15 protein-coding genes and 1 pseudogene are annotated in these 20,822 nt (G+C 74.1%); 6 read left to right on the plus strand and 10 right to left on the minus strand.

Translation table 11 applies throughout. The features are described from left to right. Positions 1-124: 124 nt before the first annotated feature. Positions 125-1,420 carry an MFS transporter gene (locus ACIQUR_RS30975; protein ID WP_403671432.1) on the plus strand — a complete coding sequence of 432 codons (1,296 nt, stop codon included), beginning with the start codon at positions 125-127 and terminating at the stop codon, positions 1,418-1,420. Here ACIQUR_RS30975 and ACIQUR_RS30980 read toward each other — a convergent pair. The 3 genes from ACIQUR_RS30980 to ACIQUR_RS30990 all read right to left on the minus strand — a co-directional run bounded on the left by ACIQUR_RS30980 (position 1,398) and on the right by ACIQUR_RS30990 (position 5,026). After that, a complete protein-coding gene (locus ACIQUR_RS30980; protein WP_403671435.1) occupies positions 1,398-2,078 on the minus strand; it encodes a 1,4-alpha-glucan branching protein in 681 nt (226 codons plus the stop codon). The two genes, ACIQUR_RS30975 and ACIQUR_RS30980, sit on opposite strands and share 23 nt — an antisense overlap. Before the next feature lie 270 nt (positions 2,079-2,348). After that, positions 2,349-3,002, minus strand: coding sequence for a hypothetical protein (locus ACIQUR_RS30985; RefSeq protein WP_403671437.1), 654 nt, complete (start codon positions 3,000-3,002; stop codon positions 2,349-2,351). Between the two features lie 86 nt (positions 3,003-3,088). Continuing rightward, complete coding sequence (locus ACIQUR_RS30990; protein ID WP_403671440.1) at positions 3,089-5,026, minus strand: RICIN domain-containing protein; 1,938 nt, start codon at positions 5,024-5,026, stop codon at positions 3,089-3,091. Positions 5,027-5,608: 582 nt separating this feature from the next. Between ACIQUR_RS30990 and ACIQUR_RS30995 the strand changes: the two genes are divergently transcribed. Continuing rightward, positions 5,609-7,261, plus strand: coding sequence for a GMC oxidoreductase (locus tag ACIQUR_RS30995; protein WP_403671442.1), 1,653 nt, complete (start codon positions 5,609-5,611; stop codon positions 7,259-7,261). Positions 7,262-7,380: 119 nt separating this feature from the next. Here ACIQUR_RS30995 and ACIQUR_RS31000 read toward each other — a convergent pair whose 3' ends face one another. Both ACIQUR_RS31000 and ACIQUR_RS31005 read right to left on the minus strand, forming a co-directional pair. Then, a complete protein-coding gene (locus ACIQUR_RS31000; RefSeq protein ID WP_403671445.1) occupies positions 7,381-7,860 on the minus strand; it encodes a carboxymuconolactone decarboxylase family protein in 480 nt (159 codons plus the stop codon). Continuing rightward, complete coding sequence (locus ACIQUR_RS31005) at positions 7,857-8,936, minus strand: dihydrodipicolinate reductase (protein ID WP_403671447.1); 1,080 nt, start codon at positions 8,934-8,936, stop codon at positions 7,857-7,859. Before ACIQUR_RS31005 ends, ACIQUR_RS31000 begins: the two co-directional genes overlap by 4 nt. A 190-nt stretch (positions 8,937-9,126) precedes the next feature. On the opposite strand from ACIQUR_RS31005, the gene ACIQUR_RS31010 reads away from it, so the two are divergent. Together ACIQUR_RS31010 and ACIQUR_RS31015 are read left to right on the plus strand one after the other, a co-directional pair. Further along, entirely contained in the window at positions 9,127-10,173 is a 1,047-nt protein-coding gene (locus ACIQUR_RS31010; RefSeq protein WP_403671450.1) for a M4 family metallopeptidase, read from the plus strand. Between the two features lie 209 nt (positions 10,174-10,382). Continuing rightward, positions 10,383-11,375, plus strand: coding sequence for an ion transporter (locus ACIQUR_RS31015; RefSeq protein ID WP_403671452.1), 993 nt, complete (start codon positions 10,383-10,385; stop codon positions 11,373-11,375). Positions 11,376-11,452: 77 nt separating this feature from the next. Here ACIQUR_RS31015 and ACIQUR_RS31020 read toward each other — a convergent pair whose 3' ends face one another. After that, positions 11,453-12,388, minus strand: a complete 936-nt coding sequence (locus ACIQUR_RS31020; protein ID WP_403671455.1) for a LysR family transcriptional regulator — start codon at positions 12,386-12,388, stop codon at positions 11,453-11,455. 105 nt (positions 12,389-12,493) lie between these two features. On the opposite strand from ACIQUR_RS31020, the gene ACIQUR_RS31025 reads away from it, so the two are divergent. After that, the gene (locus ACIQUR_RS31025; RefSeq protein ID WP_403671457.1) at positions 12,494-13,918 is read left to right on the plus strand and encodes an MFS transporter; all 1,425 of its coding nucleotides are present in this window, start codon (positions 12,494-12,496) and stop codon (positions 13,916-13,918) included. 131 nt (positions 13,919-14,049) lie between these two features. After that, a complete protein-coding gene (locus tag ACIQUR_RS31030; RefSeq protein ID WP_403671460.1) occupies positions 14,050-14,997 on the plus strand; it encodes a nucleoside hydrolase in 948 nt (315 codons plus the stop codon). A 33-nt stretch (positions 14,998-15,030) separates the two neighbouring features. Here ACIQUR_RS31030 and ACIQUR_RS31035 read toward each other — a convergent pair whose 3' ends face one another. From ACIQUR_RS31035 to helR, 4 genes and pseudogenes are all read right to left on the minus strand, one after another. Beyond that, positions 15,031-15,564, minus strand: a complete 534-nt coding sequence (locus ACIQUR_RS31035) for a hypothetical protein (RefSeq protein WP_403671462.1) — start codon at positions 15,562-15,564, stop codon at positions 15,031-15,033. A 183-nt stretch (positions 15,565-15,747) separates the two neighbouring features. Then, positions 15,748-16,494 (minus strand): annotated as a pseudogene (locus ACIQUR_RS31040) (IclR family transcriptional regulator C-terminal domain-containing protein); the annotation flags it as partial. Between the two features lie 908 nt (positions 16,495-17,402). After that, on the minus strand, positions 17,403-17,981 hold the full coding sequence (locus ACIQUR_RS31045; protein ID WP_403671465.1) for an RNA polymerase sigma factor: 579 nt from the start codon (positions 17,979-17,981) through the stop codon (positions 17,403-17,405). A 473-nt stretch (positions 17,982-18,454) separates the two neighbouring features. Beyond that, positions 18,455-20,629 carry an RNA polymerase recycling motor ATPase HelR gene (gene helR, locus ACIQUR_RS31050; protein ID WP_403671468.1) on the minus strand — a complete coding sequence of 725 codons (2,175 nt, stop codon included), beginning with the start codon at positions 20,627-20,629 and terminating at the stop codon, positions 18,455-18,457. Positions 20,630-20,822 lie beyond the last annotated feature (193 nt).

Raw genomic sequence — 20,822 nt, forward strand, 5'->3', positions numbered from 1 at the left:
AGGGCCCGCGGTCCCCGAGGGGGCCGCGGGCCTTGGCGCGTACCGCCGGTGCTACCGGCCACCCGGCCGCCCCGGCACGGTAATTCGATTGGCAGACCGCGCGCCGTGCCGTGGACTTCGGTCCATGAGGACGACGGACGACGAGCACACGAGCGACCGGGCCCCGGCCGCCCCCGTACCTGCCGCCGGCGCGCCGGGCCGGGCGGTCCCGGCCCGCGCGGCCCCCGTGGCGGGCCGGGTCGTGCTCGCGCTGCTCGCGCTCGCCTGCGGGGTGGCCGTGGGCAACGTGTACTTCCCGCAGGCGATCAGCCCGCTGATCGCCACGGGGCTCGGCGTCACGCCCGAGTCGGCGACCCTCGCCGTGACGGCCTGCCAGTTCGGCTACGCGGCCGGCATCTTCCTGCTCGTCCCCCTCGGCGACCGGATCCCGCACCGCACGCTGATCGTCACCCTGCTCGGCGTCACCGGCCTGGGCCTGCTCGCCGCGGGGGCGGCGCCCGGGCTGCCGGCGCTGGTGGGGGCGAGCGCGCTCGCCGGCACCGCGACCGTGGTCGCCCCGGTGATCGGCCCGCTGGCCGTCGGCCTGGTGCCGGAGGACCAGCGGGGGCGGGTGACCGGGACGATGCTCAGCGGCTCGCTCGGCGGCATGCTGATCTCGCGCGCCTGCGGCGGCTGGCTGGGCGAGTGGTTCGGGTGGCGGGCACCGTACCTGCTGGCCGCGGCCCTGTCGCTGACCGTCGCGGTGCTGCTCGTCCGCGCCCTGCCCGCCACCGTGCCGCCCTCCCGGCAGCGCTACCCGGCACTGCTGGCCGAGCCGCTGCGGCTGCTGCGCACGGAGCCCGGACTGCGCCGGTCCTGCTGGTACCACACGGCGGTGTTCAGCGGGTTCACCGCCGTGTGGACCTCCGTCGCGCTGCTGCTCACCGGCCCGGCGTACGGGCTGGGCGCCCCGGCGGTGGGGGCGCTGGCCCTGGTCAACGCGGCCACCATGGCCTGCACCCCGGTGGCCGGCCGGCTGGTGGACCGGCGGGGTCCCGACGCGGTCAACCTCGTCTGCCTGCTGGCGGTGGCCGCCACCGGCCCGGTGCTGGCCCTGGGCGCCAGGGGCGGAGCGGTGGGGCTGGCGGCCCTCGTCGTGGGCACGCTGCTGCTCGACGTGGGCCTCCAGGCGGGCATGGTCGCCAACCAGGTCCGCATCTACGCGCTCCGCGCCGACGCCCGCGGCCGCCTCAACACGGCCTACATGACCTGTGGTTACGTCGGCGGCAGCGCGGGCTCCTGGCTCGGCACCCAGCTGTACGCGCGCTGGGGCTGGTGGCCCGTCTGCGCCCTGGTCACCATCCTCGCCTCCACGGCCCTGGCCCGCCACCTGCGCGCGACACGACGCCGGGCGGGCGTCAGCTCGCCGGGGCGGGGATGAGCACCGCGAAGACCGTGGCGGCGGTGGTGACGGGGGTCGGGCGGTAGACGCCCGAGACGTGGCCCGTCGCGGTCGGCGGGAGGTCGCCGGCGGGGGTGAGGACGCGGTTCAGGTGCAGGGTGGCGCCCGTCGCGAGGGTCAGGACGGTGCCCCCGTCGGTGTCGGTGGCCGTGGCGGGGCCGGCGACGGGGCCACCGGTGAGGGCGCGGGTGACGTCGCGGTCGGGGGTGTCGCTGTCGCTCTGCGCCTGGGCCTCCGTGCGGCCCTCCAGCAGCGCGAGCAGCCGGCCGACCAGCACCGGGTCGTGGCAGCCGTCGTACGCCCAGCGCCTGCCGAGCACCCCGTGCTCCATGGTGCCGACGAGGGCGTCCTCCGCGCCGTCCAGCGGGGCCCCGCGGTAGGTGAGCGGGACCAGGTACGCGGCCGGCTCGCCGGCCGGGGCGTCGGCGGGGGCGTCGGCGGGGGCGTCGGCGGGGGCGTCGGTGACCACCATGAACTCGATGCCCACCTCGCCCTCGGGGTCGTCCAGCCGGAAGCCGCCCGCCTTGGACAGCTCGGGGCCGCTCGTGCCGCCGCGGTACCAGGGGCGGGAGGGCAGCCAGGCGGCGACCAGTTCGAGCTTGGTCGGCGTGAGGGTCGTGTGGTGGATGACGGCCATGGCCGCGTCCTCCTCCGTCGTCGTGGATGGAGCCGGTCGCCCCCAGCTTCGCATCCGCGCCGAACTCCCCCACGAGCGGCGGCCTTCGGGGCCGCGCCGCCGCCCCCGGTGCGCCCAGGGGTGTCGGGCGCACGGGGTGGCGGGGGCGGGTTCCCGTGCCGGGTGCGGCGGGCCCGCCGGGCGGTGCCGGTCCAGCGCTGCGCGCGGCCTGGGCGGCTGTCGTGCCGCCCGTCACGCGCGGTGGTCCGGCGTCACCGTGCCGGTCCGGCGTTACGCGCGGCCGGCGCGCCGGGCGCGGGCGCGGCGTACCAGGACGCCCACCGCGGCGCCGGCGGCAGCGGCGACGACGACGCCGGCCGCGGTCCACCAGGTGGCCGACGTACGGCCGGTCCGCCGGGCTTCCGAGGTGACGGGCCGTCCCTTCGCGGGCGGCGCGGCGACGGGGGCGGTGGTGGCGACGGGTTCGGCACCCGGCCCCCGGGTGGCCGGCGGGGCGGAGGCTCCGGTGCCGGCGGGGTTGACCGTCAGGCTGCGTTCGGCGTGGCCGAGGCCGGGGAAGGCGGCGTCGACGGAGACCTTCCAGGTGCCGGAGGGCAGCGCCTCCTTGGTGGTCCAGCCGTTCGGGGTGCCGGGGTCGGCGACCAGCCGCCAGGGTCCCTGGAGGCGGGCGCCGTCGGCGCTCACCGCGTTGACGGTGCCGGCGACCGGCTCGTCGAGCGGGTCGTTGTCGTTCTCCCAGGTGATGACGGCCGTCACCCGGCCCTCGCGGTTGCCGGTGACCTCGACCTTCAGGGTGTCGCCGTGCGCCCGGGCCAGGCCGGGGAGGCCGATGACCACGGCGGTCGCGGTGGCGGCGAGGGGGACGAGGACGGCGGACCGGGCGGTTCTTCGGGCGGCTGAACGTGCGGTTCTTCGTACGGGCATGGCGGTGCTCTCCGGGGGAGACGGGACATGAGGGGTGGGGGCGGGCGGCCGTCCCCCCGAACGGCCGCCCGCGACGGGCCTGTGGATCAGGCCCTGGTCAGCGTCCAGAGCTGGGCGGCGCGGCCGTCCTTCGGCTGGAGTTCGAGCAGCCAGGCGCCGTAGTACGGGCGGCTGCCGACGGTCAGCGCGTAGGCGCCGGAGCGGTCGGTGACGGTGACCGCGCTGCCGCGGGCGGAGACCTTCCACTGCTGGGCGGTGACGGCGCGGCAGGGCTGCTGGGCGGTCCACATGCCGGCGGAGGGGGCGCCCCCGGTCTGGAGGCACTTGCCGGAGGCGGCGGAGCGGATCCGGACGAGGCCGTTGCCCGCGTCGTCGAAGTGCCACTGCTGCTGCGCGTATCCGGTGGCGGCGGAGCCGACCAGGACCGTGCCGTCGGCGGTGCGGCCGCCCCAGATCTCGGCGGTCATGCCGGTGCTGCCGTTGCCCAGCAGGTAGCGGGCGCCGGGCGCGGTGCCCGCGCCGCCGGCCTTCGCGGTGCGGAAGGAGGTGGTCCTGCCGGGGCCGCTGTCGCGGCCGGCCGTGTCACGGACCGAGACGGCGACGGTGTACGCGGTGTCGGGGCGCAGGTTGTAGACGCGGACGGCGGTGCCCTGCACCCAGGTCAGGTGACGGCCGTTGAGCAGCACCTGGTACCAGGCGGCGCCGGAGACCTGGGGCCAGCTGGCCACCGCGGCGTCGGAGCGGATCTGGCCGACCTTGACGTCGGGGCCGGTGCCGGGACGCGTGGTCGGGGTCGGGGTGGGCGTCGGGTCCGGCTTCGGGTCGGTGCCGCCGCCACCGCCGCCCTTGCCGCGCATCAGGAACTGGTTGTCGGCGATGTTCCAGTGGGTGGCGAGGTAGCTGCCCGCGCGGGGGCTGGTGTGGAAGTAGTCGTCGTGGTTGCAGTCGAGGATGTTCTCCTTGGCCTGGTTGTTGCAGACGTAGCGCATCTGCGGGTAGTACGGCGTGTCCGAGTAGCACATGACGTCGTACTCGTCGGTGCAGTGCGCGCCGCGGCTGGTGTTGGGGGCGCTGTTGTTCACCGCGCCGAGGTTGTGGCCGAGTTCGTGGGCGGCGGTGTGGCCGCCCCAGCAGCCGGAGTCCGTACGGCCGTAGGAGGGGCCGAAGTTGCTCAGGTTGTTCTGGCCGGGCCGCTCGTCGCCGTTGAACGTGCCGATGCCGCAGTAGACCTGGGTGTCCGCGAAGATCATGTACTTGCGGTCGCGGCGGTCGAGGCCCTTGCCGGCCAGCGCGCGGTTGGTGGCGCTGAATTCGGAGAGCGCGGAGTCCGGCAGCTCGATGTTGAGGACGGTCGGCGTGCAGTCCGCGGCGGTGACGTAGCGGATGTGCCGGACGCCGCCGGTCTCCTGGGCGCTGGCCGAGTAGATGAGATCGGCGTCGGCGGCCCACTTGCGGAAGGACGCGAGGTACTGGGAGTAGCGGTCGCGGCCGGGTCCGTGGACGTAGACGACCTGGACGCGGTTGCCCGTGCTGCCGTCGCCGTCGCACTGCACGGTCTGTCCGGCCGGGCCGGCGGCCACGGCGCGCTGGCCGGCGGCGGGGGCGGGCGCGGAGGCGGCGCTGCGGCTCGCGGACTGGGCGTCGGCGGTGGCGGGCGCGTCCTGAGGACGCCCGCCGGCCTTGGCCGGGGAGCCGGGGCGGGTCGGGTCGGCCGCGACGGCGGCCGTCTTGACCGCCGGGGGCACCTGCTTCTTGATGTCGACGCCCTTGGGCGGCGCGTCGGGCCCGTGGGTGCAGTGGCCGGCGTCCGTGCGGTAGACACCGGCGCAGCGGTCGCCCTTGGGGGCGGCGGCCAGGCCGTCGAAGACCAGGCCCTTGGCGGGCTGGTCGGCGGGGACGGCCTTGAGCGGCGCGGGCTCCGCGTCGCGGGCCGGCGCGCCGGCCGGGCCCGCGGGGGCGACGGCTCCGGCGCGCGGTGCGAGCGGTTCGGCCTGCGCCCCTTCGAGGACGTTCCCGTAGAACATGCCGGCCGCCATCACCCCCGCTGCGGCCGTGGCGAGCGTCGCGAATATGAGCCGGCGCGGCTTCCGCTGATGGCGGCTTTTCTGACGCTGTTTCAGTTTCCGATGCGTAGACATGAGCACCTCAATCCGGGGTCAGGGAACTGGGTGCCGGGAAGCCTGCCAGAGGTTCTCCGCAGTGAATTCGGACAAACGGGAAAGCCCGCCGTGAATCCAATCCGTTACCTGCTGGTTGGATTTGATGAACCGTCAAATTGCTTTAAAAAATGGGCAGTTACGCGCGTCGCACTCGATTGGTCCAGGCCTTTTTAAGGATGTCGTTATCTGATCGAGATAGTCGGTGAAGGTCTGTTGACGGGAATTCAGTAAAAGATTCACCTTTTGCTCACCTCGTGAATTTCCGCGACTACGCAGCGGTGATCACCGGCCGCCGCCGGGCGCCGGCGACCGCCGCGCGGAGCGGCCGGACGCTGCCACCGATCCGTGTCAGGTACGGACAAAAGTTACCAACGGGTATGTAGTGACTTAATTCATGCCCAGCAGTAGAACCTGTTCCCACTCCGCCAGAGAGTGAGGAACCCCCACATGAGCGATTCCCCCATGCGCGTCAACGGTTCCAGCGGCCTCTCCCGCCGTGGATTCATTGCTGGAACAGGTTCTATTTTTGGAGTCGCGGCCCTGTCGGGCCGTGCCTCCGCGGCGAGCACCGCGGCGATCCCCACCGCCGTCGGCGCCGCCGTCATCGACCCGGGGGCCCATGTCCCCGTACTGATCATCGGGACGGGTTACGGCGGCTCGGTCGCCGCGCTGCGCCTGGCCCAGGCCGGGGTCGACGTCCACATGATCGAAATGGGCATGGCCTGGGACACCCCGGGCTCCGACGGCAACGTCTTCGCCAACACGACCCAGCCCGACCAGCGTTCGTACTGGCTGCGGACCCGCACCAAGCAGCCGCTGAGCAACTTCCTCGGCTTCCCGCTCGACAAGGACGTGCCGCGGTACACCGGCATCCTGGACGCCGAGGAGTTCGCGGGCATCACCGTCTACCAGGGCCGCGGCGTCGGCGGCGGCTCGCTGGTGAACGGCGGCATGGCCGTCACGCCCAAGCGCGAGAACTTCGGCGCCATCCTCCCCACGGTCGACGCCGCGGAGATGTACGACGTCTACTACCCGCGCGCCAACTCCGGCCTCGGGGTCAACCACATCGATCCGGCCTGGTTCGACAGCGCCGCCTGCTACCAGTACGCCCGGGTGGGCCGCAAGCACGCCCAGCGCTCGGGCTTCCCCTTCGTCTTCGTGCCCAACGTCTACGACTTCGACTACATGAAGCAGGAGGCCGCCGGAGCCGTCCCCAAGTCCGCCCTCGCGGGCGAGGTCCTCTACGGCAACAACCACGGCAAGAAGTCGCTCCAGAAGACCTACCTCGCCCAGGCCCGCGCCACCGGCCGGGTCACCATCTCCCCGCTCCACAGGGTGACCTCGGTCAGCCCCGCGGCCGGCGGCGGCTACACGGTGGCCATCGACCAGATCAACACCAGTGGCGACACCACCGCCACCAAGTCCGTCACCGCCGACCGGGTGTTCTTCGCGGCGGGCAGCGTGGGCACCAGCAAGCTCCTGGTCAGGCTGAAGGCGACCGGGGCGCTGCCCGGTCTCAACGGCGAGATCGGCAAGGGCTGGGGCGACAACGGCAACGTGATGTGCGGCCGCGCCAACCACATGTGGGACGCCACCGGCAAGCTGCAGGCGTCCATGCCCACGGGCGGCATCGACAACTGGGCCGCGGGCGGTGCCTTCGCCGAGGTGGCGCCGTTGCCGACGGGCATCGAGACGTACGCCTCCTTCTACCTGTCCATCACCAAGAACCCGAACCGCGCCGAGTTCAGCTGGAACGCGGCGACCGGGCGGGTGGACCTGAGCTGGCAGACGGCCTGGAAGCAGCCGTCGATCAACGCGGCGAAGACCATCTTCGACAAGATCAACTCGAAGGAGGGGACGATCTACCGGACCGACCTCTTCGGCACCAACAAGATCTGGGGCGACCACCTCACCTACCACCCGCTCGGCGGCGCCGTCCTCGGCAAGGCCACCGACAACTACGGGCGGCTGCACGGCCACCCGGGCCTGTACGTGATCGACGGCGCGCTGATCCCCGGCAACACCAGCGTCAACCCGTTCGTCACCATCACCGCGCTCGCCGAACGGAACATCGAGCGGATCATCGCCGACGACCTCTGACCGGCCCGGCAGGCCGCCACGGGGCCCGGTTCCGGCACAGTGCCGGAACCGGGCCCCGTGGGCGTGGCCCCGGCACGGCGCGTGGCCGCCGCCATGGCCGTGGCCGTGGCCGTGGCCGCTCAGTGCGTGGGCAGTACGCACACGGTGTCGAGCCCCAGGACGCGGTTGAGCCGCCCGAACGCCAGCCACGAGCCGATGCTCATGGTCAGCTCCACGATCTCGGCCTGGCTGTACAGCGCCGTCATCCGCTCCCAGAACTCCTCGTCGAGGCCGTGGTGGTCGAGCGCGTACCGCTCCGCGTACTCGGCCGCCATCCGGGTGCGGTCGTCGAAGGCCTCCGTGGTGCGCCACTCCCCCACCGCGTCGGCGAACTCCTCCTCGACCTTCTCGCCGTCGCGGTCGGTGCGCCAGTCCAGGCAGAAGCCGCACCCGTTGATCTGGGCGATCCGCAGCCGCGCGGCCTCGAACTCGCGCAGCCCCAGCGTGGTGTGGGCGTACACGGAGAGGGAGAAGTTGGAGGCGGCCATGCCGATCTCGGGGACCATGTCCCCCCACACGTACTCGATCGGGTGCTTGCCTTCCGGCACGTCGATGATCACGGCTGCTTCCTTCCGAGTCGGCCGGCCGCGGGCCGGAGGGGGACGTCCAGCGCGTCGTACAGGCCCGGTCCGGCCTCGACGAGCCAGTCGATGGCGTTGACCAGCCGCCCCACCGCGGTGGCGTTGCCGCCCGCGGAGCGGTTCTCCCCCTCGTCCGCGGCCTCGACGGTGACCTCGATCCGGGGGCGGCCCTCGATGATCACGCGGTGCGCCCCGCAGCCGTCGGGCGGAGTGGGCCAGTCGGGCGCGCACGAGGGGTGGATGCGGGTGACGTGCTCGATGACGATCCGCGGCTCGCCCCCGACGATGCCCTGCACCTCGAAGCGGACGGCACCCTGGGTGCCGGCCTCGAACTCGCCCATGGTGCGCGTGGTGATCGTGGTGTCCAGCGCGCGGCGGTCCAGCGTCTCGCGGATCTCGTCCAGTTCGACGCCGAGGGCACGGGCCATCAGGCGTATCTGGCCGCCCCACACCATGGTGGGCACCGACGGCAGCAGCATCGGGGGGTCGTAGTCCATGGGCTGGCCCATGCCGACCAGAAGCCGCACCGAGTCCGGCTGGTCGTACGTGGAGTAGTCGAAGATCTCCTGGCAGCGGACGGCGTCGAGGGTGGTGCCGAGCCCGCTGATCAGCAGCGGCAGCACGTCGTTGCCCCAGCCGGGGTCCACCCCGGAGACGAAGAGGGAACCGCCGCCCTCCTTGACGGCCTCCAGCACCGGGTCGCGGAACTCCGGCGGCGCGCTGCGGTGGTCGTAGAGGGGGTAGAGCGCCGGGGTGACGACGACGGCACCGGTGCGCAGGGCCCGGGCGATGTCGGCGAGGGCCTCGTCGGGGCGCAGGTCGCCGGAGGCCGCGTACACCACGGCCCGGGGTCCGGCGGCCAGCACCGCGTCGATGTCGTCGGTGGCCGCGACGCCGAGGTCGCGGTCGAGTCCGGCGAGCCGGCCCGCGTCGCGGCCGGTCTTGGCGGGGTCGTGGACGAGGACGGCGGTGAGTTCCAGTGCGGGGTGGGCGTCGACGGCGCGGATGGCCGCGCGGCCGACGTTGCCCGTGCCCCAGACAACCGTGGGAATCATGCGCGGAGGGTAGCGACGGGCCCCGGAGGAGCCCAGTGCCGTGACCGATGATTTTCGGCTGCCGGGGCGAGTGCCCCCATACCGGGCACGGGGTCCGGATTCCGGTGCGCCAGGCCTGGTCAAGAGGGGTGGCCGTAGGCGAGGATCGCGGCCGCACGCGTAGTTCGCACCCCCGATCAGGAGGATGTTCATGGCTCGCCGCATACCCCGCGGCCTGGTCGCCGCGGCCACCGCCACCGCGGCCCTGCTCACCGCCGCCGGCCCCGTGTCGGCCCAGGTGTCCGGCGCCGCCGCCGGCGGCGCCCCGCAGGCCCGGCTGTTCATGGTCAACCCGGTCCAGTCCTCGGGCGACCAGACGCTCACCGACGGCAAGGACTCCGACGCCGCCGTGCCCGCGTCCGCGTACGCGCTGGCGGCGCTGCGCAACCTCGACGGCAGCGGGGGCCTGTCCGGCAAGTGGGCCTACGTCCGCTCCGACACCGGCTCCTCGGCCCGGCTCGCCGACGCCGCGACGTACACCCGCAAGGACGACCAGTTCGAGCAGGTCATGGCGTACTTCTGGGTCAACGAGTCCCAGGAGTACCTGCAGAGCCTCGGCTTCGGCACCGAGCTGCCGGGCGCGAACGCCCGCCGGCAGCCGGTCCGCATCAACCAGTGGGGCGCGGACAACTCGTTCTTCACGGACAAGAAGGACGAGATCCGCTTCGGCAAGGGCGGCGTGGACGACGCCGAGGACGCCGAGGTGATCATCCACGAGTACGGTCACGCCGTGCACGAGGCGCAGGTGCCGGGCTTCGGCACCTCGCCCGAGGCGGGCGCGATCGGCGAGGCCTTCGGTGACTACCTGGCCCTGTCGGTCGGCGCGTACGCCGACGCGAAGTACGGCTGGCCGCTCAAGGCGGACCTGGCGTGCATCGCGGACTGGGACTCGGCCTCGTACAGCGCGGCCCCGCACTGCCTGCGCCGCACCGACTCGGAGAAGACGTACGCGGACCGGGAGGGCGAGGTGCACGCGGACGGCGAGATCTGGTCGCGCGCGCTCTTCGACATCCGCGGCGCGCTGGGGGCCCGGACGGCCGACCGGATCATCGTCAACGCGCAGTTCGGCTTCGCGCCGGACACCAGCTTCACGGACGCGGCGCTGAAGACCGTCGCGACGGCCCGGCAGATGTACGGGGCCGGTGCGGCGGACGCGGTCCGCGCGGCGTTCCGGGCGCGGGCCATCCCGGGGGTCTGAGGCCCGCCGGTCCCGGGGGCCTAGGGCGGCCTTTCGGGCAGCACCCCGATCGGGGGATCTTGCGGCGGCGCGCGGTGAGATCCGGGGGCGTGCGCGGTTAGAGGGACTGGACAGGCGCACGCCCTCGGCCCGGGTGGCGCGGACCCCCTACGGGTTCGCGCCCCCGGGCCTCCGGCGTGCGCGGAGCGGTGACCAGTACGAGGTGCACGATGACCCCTCCGGTGACGACGCGCGGACCCGGCCGCGCACGGTTCGCGGCCCGGTGCCGCAAGGTGACCGACGATCAGGCCTTCGGGTTCGTCGTCTTCTCGGTGATCCTCGCCAACGCCGCGCTGCTGGGCGTGGAGACGTACCGCGGCTTCGCCGTCGCCCACCGGGAGGTGCTGGGGCTCGCCGAGCACGCGTGCCTGGCCGTGTTCGCGGTGGAGATGCTGCTGCGCGTCGGTGCCCACGCGGATCGGCCCAAAGCTTTCTTCAGGGATCCCTGGAACCTCTTCGACCTGGTCGTGGTGGTCTCCGCCTTCGTGCCCGCGGCGCAGGAGAACGCCACCGCGCTGCGCCTGCTGCGGCTGGCCCGGGTGCTGCGGACCGCGCGGTTCCTGCCCCAGCTGCGGGTGATGCTGGTCGCGGTGGGGCGGAGCCTGCCGGGCACCGTCAGCTTCCTGTTCGTGGGGGCGCTGGTGGTCTACGTGTACGCGATGGTCGGGTGGGTGTGCTTCGCCCGGTCCGACCCGGAGCACTACGGCTCCCTGGGGCGTGCGGCGCTGACGCTGTTCCTGCTGACCATGATGGAGGGGCTGGGGGACGCGGTGCACGCGGGGCTGGCGATTTCCCGGCTCTCCCTGGTCTATTACGCGTCGTTCGTGCTCTTCGCCTCGTTCGTGCTGGTCAACATGCTGATCGGGGTGGTGATCAACTCGATGGACGAGGCCAGGGAGCTGGAGAAGGAGGAGAAGGCCCGGCAGGAGGAGCGGGTCCGCTCACGGGCCAAGGAGGAACGCGGGGCGGCCGGGATCACCGCGGTGCCGGGCGGGGTTCCCGCCGCGGGGGCCGGGCCGGCGGCGCCGTTGCCGGGCTCCGCCGACGAGGTGCGGGAGCGGATCGCGCGGGCCCGCCGGGCGCTGGACGACCTGGAGGCGAGCCTGGCCCTGCCGTCCGGCGCGGGTGAGCGCCCGCTGGAGATCTCGGGCCGGCGGGGCTGACGTACCGGGCCCGCCGGGCCGGGGGTTGCAGGGCCGCAGGGCCGCAGGGCCACGGTGCGGCGGCCCCCGGCCCGGGGTCAGGACGTGGCCGCCCCCGTCGCCGTACCGCTCCCGTCGCCGAGGTCCCGTACGACCGCGGCGACGGTGGAGCGCAGCCAGCGGTGGGCGGGGTCGGCGTCCCAACGCACGTGCCAGGCCTGGCCGAAGGCGACCGTCGGCAGGTCGAGCGGGATGTCGAGGACGGCCAGCGGCATGACCCGGGCCGCCTCGGCCGCGAACAGCCCGGGCACCAGCGCCAGCGCGTCGGAGCGCAGGACGAAGAAGCAGGCGGCGCCGTACGTGGGCGCCGTGGCCGGCACCTCCCGGGTGAGCCCGAGTGCGGCCAGCCGCTCGTCGACCACGCTCCAGGTGCGGCCCCGCCGGGTGACGGTGATCTGCGGCAGGGCGGCGAACCTCTCGGGGGTGAGCCGCTCCCCCGCGTACGGCCCGTCGGCCCGGGTCACCGCCCGGTAGCCGTAGTGGGCCAGGGTCTCGCCGCGTACGTCGTGCGGCAGTTCGGGCAGCTGGCCGACGTCCAGGTCGATCCGGCCGCGCAGGTCGGCCGGGTCCTCGTCGCCCTCCGGCAGCAGGCGGAGGCGGATGCCGGGCGCCTCGCGCGCGGCGCGGGCGGCGAGTTCGGGGCCGAGGAAGGCGGCGGTCGCGTCGTTGGCGCGGAGGATGAAGTCCCTCTCAACAGCGCTCAGTTCGGCCGGCTCCGGCGGCCGCAGCGCGGCGAGCGCCCCGGCGAGGGCGGCCTGGACCCGCGGCTGGAGTTCGCGGGCGCGGGGCGTGAGGGCCAGACCGCGCCCCGACGGTACGAGGAGCTCGTCGCCGGCCACCCGGCGCAGCCGGGCCAGGGTGCGGCTCATCGCGGAGGGCGAGACGCACATCTCGGCGGCGGCGCCGGCCACGCTGCCGGCGCGGAGCAGGGCGTCGAGGGCGGGGAGCAGGTTCATGTCGGGCAGTGGTCGCACGGTCCCACTCTGCCAGTCCCCGCCTCCCATTGCTGCACCGGGTGCAATTCTTGATGAACCAATCGGACCTTGTGTGCAGCAGTGGCCGGCCGGAGCCTGGTCTGCATGATGGATTCCCGACAGCGCGCCACCGCGCTCCTCGTCGCGGGCTGCTTCTTCATGGAGATGCTCGACGGCACGATCGTCGCGACCGCGGCCCCGCGCATGGCGGCCGCCCTGGGGACCACCCCGGCCGCCGTGGGCCTGGTCGTCACCGCCTACCTCGTCACCCTCGCCGTGCTCATACCGCTCAGCGGCTGGCTGGCCGTCCGCTTCGGCGCACGCCGCGTGCTGCTCACGGCGATCGCCCTGTTCACCCTCGCCTCCGCCGCCTGCGCGGCCGCCCCCGACCTCGGCACGCTGGTCGCCCTGCGCGTCCTCCAGGGGGCGGGCGGCGCGATGATGGTGCCGGTCGGGCGGCTGCTCGTACTGGCCCGGACGGAGAAGTCCGACCTGCCCAGGGCCATGGCCTACGTGGTGTGGCCGGGGCTGGTCGCGCCGGTCGCCGCACCCCTGGCGGGCGGGCTGCTCACCACGTACGCGAGCTGGCACTGGATGTTCCTGATCAACGTCCCCATGGGGCTGGTGGCCTTCGCCGCCGCCTGGCGGATCGTCGGCTCGGGCCCGCAGGGCTCGGCGCCCCCGCTCGCTCCCCCGCTCGACCTCGTCGGCGTACTGCTGTGCTGCACCGGCCTGGCGGCCCTGACCTGGGCCGGCCACCTGGTGGCCGAGGACGGGAGCGGGTGGCCGGTCACCGCAGCGGTGACCGCGGTGGCGTTCGCCGCGCTCGCGGCGGCGGGGCGCCACCTGCTGCGGGCCCCGCACCCGCTGGTGAACCTGCGCACCCTCGAAGTGGCCTCGTTCCGGGAGTCCGTGACGGGCGGTTCGCTGGTGTGGATGGTGATCACCGCCGTCCCCTTCCTGCTCCCGCTGCTGTTCCAGGAGGTCTTCGGCTGGAGCGCGGTCGCCTCGGGGGCGGTCGTGCTGTTCGTCTTCGTCGGCAACATCGCGGTGAAGCCGGCGACGACGTTCCTGCTGAACCGGTTCGGCTTCCGGCGGCTGCTGATCGCCGCCACGGCGGCGCTGGCGGTGACCGTGGCCGGCTGTGCCTTCCTCACCGCGGCCACGCCCGTCGCGGTGACGGCCGCCCTGGTCCTGGCCGGCGGCGCGGCCCGGTCGGTGGGGCTCACCGGCTATTCCACGATGGCGTTCAGCGAGGTGGGCCGGGAGCGGCTGCGGGACGCCAACACCCTTTCGGCGACCGCCCAGCAGCTCTCCGCGGGCCTGGGCGTGGCGGTGGCGGTGATCGCGCTGCGGATCGGCCAGGCCCTCGCGTCGGCGCCGGGTGGCGCGTACCAGGTCGCCTTCCTGCTGCTGGGCGCGCTGTGCCTGCCGGCGGTCCTGGGTGCGGTCCGCCTCCACCCGACGGCGGGCGACGCGGCGCGCACGGTACGGGCGCCCGGCGGGGCGGCACCGGCGCGGCAGCGGTAGCCCGTACGCGTGCCGGGCGGGCGGGGTTTTCCGGCCAACGCGGCCGTCCCGCCCCGGCCGGCGGCCCCGGACGGCAGACTGGCAGGACGGACGAGGCGGCACCCGACCGGGCGGACGAGGAGCGAGCAGGCGTGGGCGTACCGATCATCATCGACTGCGATCCCGGGCACGACGACGCGCTGGCGATCATGCTGGCGGCCGGGGACCCGGCGGTCGACCTGCTCGCCATCACCACGGTCGCGGGCAACCAGACGCTGGAGAAGACCACGCTCAACGCCCGCCGGGTGTGCACGGTCGCCGGGATCACCGACGTGCCGATCGCGGCGGGCTGCGACCGGCCGCTCGTCGCGCCCCTGCGCACCGCCGGCGACGTGCACGGGGAGTCCGGCCTGGACGGGCCCCGCTTCCCCGAACCCACCGTGGACGCGGTCCCCGAGCACGCGGTGGAGCTGATGCGCCGGCTGCTCACCGAGCACCCGGAACCGGTCACCCTGGTGCCGACGGCACCGCTGACCAACATCGCGCTGCTGCTGACCCGGCACCCGGAAGTGCGGGGCCGGATCCGGGAGATCGTGCTGATGGGCGGCTCGACGGAGCGCGGCAACCGCACGCCGGCCGCCGAGTTCAACGTCCACGTGGACCCGGAGGCCGCGGACATCGTGTTCCGCAGCGGGGTCCCGGTGACGATGTGCGGGCTGAACGTCACCCACCAGGCCCTGGCGACGCCGGACGTGCTGGCCCGGCTGGAGGGCCTGGGCACGGAACTCGGCCGCACCTGCGTCGAGCTGATGACCTACTTCGCCGGCACGTACCGCAGGCTGTACGGCTTCACCGCCCCGCCGCTGCACGACCCGGTGGCCGTGGCCCGGGTGCTCGACCCCGCGATCGTGCACTGCGTGGAGGCGGGCGTGACGGTGGAGCTCCGGGGCGAGTACACCCGCGGCGCGACGGTGGTGGACCTCCACGGCTACCTGGGCCACCCCCCGAACGCCCGCGTCGCCCTCACCCTGAACCGCGACCTCTTCTGGAACCACCTGATCAACGCGGTCGCCACCCTGGGCGCCCACCGAACCGGCTAGACCCGCCGAAGCCGCCGAAGCCTGCGGTGCGGTTCACGGTCCGTAGTCGAGGTCCGTGCCGCCGCCGGCCTTGATCAGCCAGGACAGCGAGCCGCTGCCGAACGGCCAGCCGTCGGTGGCCACTTGCACCCACCCGGCTTCCGGTCCATCGGTACCGGCGTCCCACCACCACCAGCTGCGGTCGCGAGAGCCTCCTCCCTCGGTCGGGTCGAAGTAGTGGAGCCAGTTGCGCAGCGTCCAGGGGCCGTCGCAGGCGGCCGCCCTCTGCTGCGGCGTCATGGCCCGCCACTGCCGCAGCCATGCCTCGGCGTCGAGGGCCTCGTCGGGCCCCGGCTCGGGCGCGCACCGCCGGACGAACCATGGCGGCAGCAGCTGCGGCCACCGTTCCTCCGGAGGCCAGTCCCCGACGCGCTCGACCACGCCGGTCAGCACGGCACGTGCACGGGCGACGACCTGGGCCGGGTCCTGGGCGGCGAAGCGGACCCGGACGAGAAACGGCCGCAGCCCGCCGTCCTCGGCCCGCGGACCGGACCGAAGCCGCCTCAGCTCACCCTCGATGATCTCCACGACGCAGAAGTGTGCACCACCACCGGCCTGGCGGCACCTGAATACCGGACGCCGGTGGATTGCGGGATCGGGCGCACCCTAGGCGGTCGGGGCGAGGAGGGTGCCTCCTCTGCTCGGGTCCGGGGTGGGGGCGGGGGTGGGTGGGGTCGCCTCCGCGATGACGGCCGTGGGGGTGGTGCCGGCGACCAGGAGGGCCAGGAGGACCGCTGCGGCCTCGCTCTGGAGGGTGCGGGCCGCCTGCTGGAGGCGTTGCGGGTCCGTACCCGGGAGGGAGAGGGCCACGCATTCCGCGTTCGGGCCCGCCGTGATGGGGACGGCCGCGCACAGGGTGCCCAGGGCGTACTCCTGGAGGTCGAGCAGCGGATCGTTCGGCCGGCGCGTGTCGAGCTGGTGGAACAGCACCGTCTCGCTGGTGATGGTGTGCGAGGTCAGCCGGGCGATGCGGTGCCGCGCCAGGTGGTCCTTCCGGCCGTCGTAGTCGAGCTGGGTCAGCAGGGCCTTGCCGACGGCCGAGGCGTGCGCGGCGGCCCGGAAGTCCACCCACTCCTCCACCACCGGCGCGGCGGGTCCGTCGGCGTACTGGGTGATGGCGACCTCGCCGTCGGTGTAGCGGCTGACGTACACCGCCGCGCCCACCGCGTCGCGCACCCAGGCCAGCGTCTCCTGGAGCTGCCCCATGCCGCCCGCGGCGGCCGCGCCGGTCAGCCGGAGGGCCGAGCCCGCGGCGTACGCGTCGTGGCCCAGCGGCACCGCCAGCTTCGCCCGGACCAGCTGGGCCAGCGCCTGGGCCAGGGACAGCTGCGGGAGCTGCGTCTGGCGGGCGATCTGGGCGAGGTTGACGCCGCCGGAGTAGCGGTTGATGACCTCCAGGACGCGCAGCGCCCGGTGTACGGAGGTCAGCGCGGCCGGCGCCGGCCCCGCGTCCGGCACCTGCTGGGCGGCGTGGGTGAGGCCCGGTGCCCGCAGAGTCCCGGGCGCCCACTCTGCCGCGTCCTCGGTCAGCCGGGCCGGGTTCAGCCCGGCGTACCGGGCCAGGGCGACGGCCAGCTGGGCGCTGGGCAGCAGCACTTCGCCCAGGTCCGGATCCTCCTCGGGGACGAGTCCGGCGATGGCGCGGCGCAGTGCGGCGGGCAGCCGGTGCCGGTCCCGCAGGGGCTGCTCGGAGGGGGCGGGGCCGGGCTCCTGCGGCAGGAAGGTGAGGTCCTGCGTGGTGATCGGCGGGGAGGTCCAGATGACGGAGGCGCCCAGCGCGTCCTCCAGGCCGTCGGGGAGCGCGGGCAGCACCGGGAGGCCGGTCTCCGGGGGGAGCGTACGGGTCTGGCTCATCCAGTGCCGGGCCGTGCTGACCTCGGCCCGGGAGAGGTGGAGCAGGTAGAGGCAGTGCGCGGCGGTCCGGGAGCCGGCCCCGGCGGCGTACTGGAACCAGAACTGGGCGCCTTCGAGGCGGCCGGCCAGGTGCAGCAGACAGCCGAAGAGGAGGGCGGAGTCCTGGCCGTGCGGCCAGGACCCGGCGTCGAGGGCGCGGGCGGTGAACTCCTCGCTCTCCACCAGGTGCCAGGCGAGCGCGTCGAGTCCGCGGGCGGCCCGGACGTGACAGGCGGCGTCGAGGACGAGGGTGTCGGGCGGGGCGGGCCGCCGCCGGCCGGGCAGCCGGCGGGTGGCGGCGTTGCGGAGGGAGGCCGCGGCGGCGCGGGTGCGGTCGGCGACGACCCGGCGGGCGATCCTGCGCCGGGCGGCGTCCTCGTCGTAGCCGGCGTACTCCTCGGCGAGGACCTCGGAGTCGTGGAGTGCCACCGTCACCTCCCACAGCACGGTCGTCAGATCCCGTGTCGTGTCGCTCACTGGTCCTTCTCCTCTCCGGCGGCCCAGTCGAGCCCGAGTTTCCGGGACAGGGTGCGGCGGGCTCCCCGGATCTTGGAACGGACCGCCGCCGAGCTGATGCCCATCATCTGGGCGACCTTGTCCTCGTGGTAGCCCCCGAGGAAGGCGAGGAGGGCGATGTCGTAGTCGCGGTCGGGCAGTTCTGCGATCGCGGCGTACAAGGCGAGTCTGGCTTCCTGGAGTTCGAGGCGTTGACGCTTGGAGCGGCGGAGGGCCGCGAACCAGGCGGTCTCGACCATGGCCGGTGTTCTGTCCAGTACGGCGAGGCGGCGCTCGACGTGTTCGCGCAGCACCGACCAGGCGAAGCCGTGCAGGCTGGACTCCCTGAGCGCCTGCGGCCACACCTTGAGCAGGAAGGTGAACGCGTCGTCCACGACCTCGACCGCGTCCTGGCGGGAGCCGAGCTGGAGGTGGGCGTAACGCAGGTAGGCGCGGTGGTGCTGCGAGTGGAATGCCGTGTACTCCACGGGCAGGACTCCCGCCAGTTCGTTGGAGACCGTCTGGTCCCCGGATGGGTCGAACTCGCCTTCGCTCATGCGCACCCCCACGGCTGACCACTGTCACCGCCGGCCGACGCGGCGGCTCCCTGACTGACGAACGCACGGGCCGGGGTTACGGTTATCGGCACGAGCGCTGCGTTCTCGACGAGATCCACGGTGACGCGGTCCCTTCCAGTGGTGCGTGCGGTGACCGGGCGTGCCTGCCCCCAGGTCCGGCAGCCGGAGAGTGGTACTGCTCTCACGTACTAGCCAACCGGAAACGGGGCCGTTGGTGCGGGGCGTCTTTCACAATTCTTCGGAAGCTGGCGCACCGGCTCGCGTACGCGCCCCCTTCCGCCCGCGTACGCCCCCGCTCCGAGCGCTCCCGACACACCGCCGACACGACCGCGCCCCCGGCGCCGATCGGCGCCGGGGGCGTGTGGGGGACGGGTGGGGGTGGGGGCGGACCTGCGGGGCCTGTTCAGGGCACGAGGGCGGCACGGGCGGCCCCGGGACCCAGGCCACCGGTATCACCCGGGAGGACAGCCCGGGTGCGCCGTACGGGTCAGGACGACGAGCTGCCGGGTCGCGCGGGTCATCGCGACGTACCGGTCGACGGCTCCCCCGACGCCCTCGCCGAAGGCGTCCGGGTCGACCAGGACGACCAGGTCGAACTCGAGGCCCTTGGCCAGCGACGGGGTCAGCGAGCGCACCCGGTCGGACTCCGGGAAGGCGGGGTCGCCGATGACGCAGGCGGTTCCGTCGGCGTTCCCGGCGAGCCAGGCGTCCAGCACCGTACGGAGCTCCGCCACCCGGCCGTGGACCACCGGGACGCCGCTGCTGCGCACGGAGACCGGCACGTTGGCGTCCGGGAGCGCCGCGCGGATCGCCGGCTCCGCCTCCGCCATCACCTCTTCCGGCGTCCGGTAGTTGATGCTCAGGGAGGACACGGTGATCCGGTCCAGCCCGGCCCGTTCGAGCCGGTCCCGCCAGGTCCCGTCGAAGCCGTGCCTGGCCTGGGCTCGGTCGCCGACGACGGTGAAGCTCCTGGAGGGGCAGCGGAGCAGCAGCATCTGCCACTCGGCGTCCGTCAGTTCCTGGGCCTCGTCCACGATGACGTGGGCGAAGGGGCCGGTGAGCGGCTCGGGTCCGGGGCCGGGCGGCGCCTGGCCGTCGACCAGGGTGTCCTGGAGGTCCCGGCCGCGCAGCATCGTCACCGCGCCCTCGCCGTCGTCGTCGGCCGCGAGCACGCTGTCGATCACGTGGGCCATGCGCGCGCGTTCCGCCGCCGCGGCGGCCTGCTGCCGGCGGGCCCGCGCGGAGGCGTCCGGGTCGCCGAGCCGGTGGCGCGCGGCGTCGAGGAGCGGCAGGTCGGAGACCGTCCAGGCCTGTGCGTCCGGGCGCTGGAGCCGGCGGACCTCCTCGGGGCCGAGCCAGGGGGCGCAGCGGCGCAGGTACGCGGGGACCGACCAGAGGTCCCCGATCAGCTCGCCGGGGTCGAGCAGCGGCCAGGCGCGGTTCAGGGTGGCGGTCAGGTCCCGGTCCTGGAGCAGCGCCCTGCGGAGCAGGTGGGGCGCGGCGCCGCTGTCGTCCTTCTCGGTGAGGATCGTGACGAGTTCCTCCAGGATCTGGTCGCGCGCCTCGTTGTGCGGGGTGCCGGGTTCCACGGCGTCGAAGGCGGTGGCCCAGTCGTCGGCGGTCAGCCGGAGGTCGGACCAGGGGGTGGACACGGTCAGGCCCGCGGCGGGCGGCTCCTCGTAGAGGCGTACGGCGGCCTCCACGGCGCCCACCAGGTCCGCGGACGACTTCAGCCGGGCCACCTCGGGGTCGGTCTCGGCCACCGCGGCGGCGCCCTCGGGGACGAGGTCGCGCAGGGTGCACGTCCGTACGCCCTCCTCGCCGAGGCTGGGCAGCACGTCGGCGACGTAGGCGAGGTAGGGCTGGTGCGGGCCGACGAACAGCAGGCCGCCGCGCCGGTGTCCGAGGCGCGGGTCGGAGTGGAGGAGGTGGGCGGCGCGGTGCAGGGCGACGACGGTCTTGCCGGTGCCGGGCCCGCCGTCGACCACCAGGGTGCCGGCGGAGCCGGCGCGGATGACGGCGTCCTGGTCGGCCTGGATGGTGGCGAGCACGTCGCGCATCCGGGCGGAACGGCTGCCGCCGAGGCTCGCGATGAAGGCCGACTGGTCGTCGAGGGCGGCGTGCCCCTCCAGGCCGTCGGCGGTGAACACCTCGTCCCAGTAGTCGCTGATCCGGCCGTCGGTCCAGCGGTACCTGCGGCGGCTCGCCAGGCCCATCGGGCCGGCGTGGGTGGCGGCGAAGAAGGGTTCGGCCGCGGGTGAGCGCCAGTCGACGAGCAGCCTGCGCCCCGTGCTGTCGGTGAGGCCGAGGCGCCCGACGTACACGGGCTCCCGGCCGTCGGCGGGGACCATCCGGCCCAGGCAGAGGTCGCGGCCGAAGCGGCGCAGGGTGCGCAGCCGTCCGGTCAGGCGGTGGATCTCCGCGTCCCGGTCCATCGCCGCGCGGCCGGCGCCGCCGGGTGCGCGGCGTTCGGCCGCGAGGCGGTCGGACAGTTCGGCGACGGTCTGTCGCAGGGTGTCGGCGACGGCCGCGAAGTGCCGTTCGTCGGCCTCGGTCAGCGCCGGGTCCGCCTTGTGGGCGAGCCGGTCGGGCAGGTCGAACGCGCTCGTGGTGAGGGAGGAGGTCATGGCCGGCCTCACCGCCGGTCCAGGGACATGAGCCGGAACAACACACGCACGTCGTGAATCTCCAGATTCGGCAGGCTCGGGGGGTAGGTCCGCGATTCTGACCGATCCCCGGGGCCTTGCCGCAAGCCCCCCGGTGCGTTATAAGTTGAAGGTGGCGAGGAGTGGGTGTACCCCTTCCTCGCCTTTGCCGTTC

It is taken from the genome of Streptomyces sp. NPDC101132, from assembly GCF_044759225.1.
In the GTDB taxonomy this organism is placed as follows: domain Bacteria; phylum Actinomycetota; class Actinomycetes; order Streptomycetales; family Streptomycetaceae; genus Streptomyces.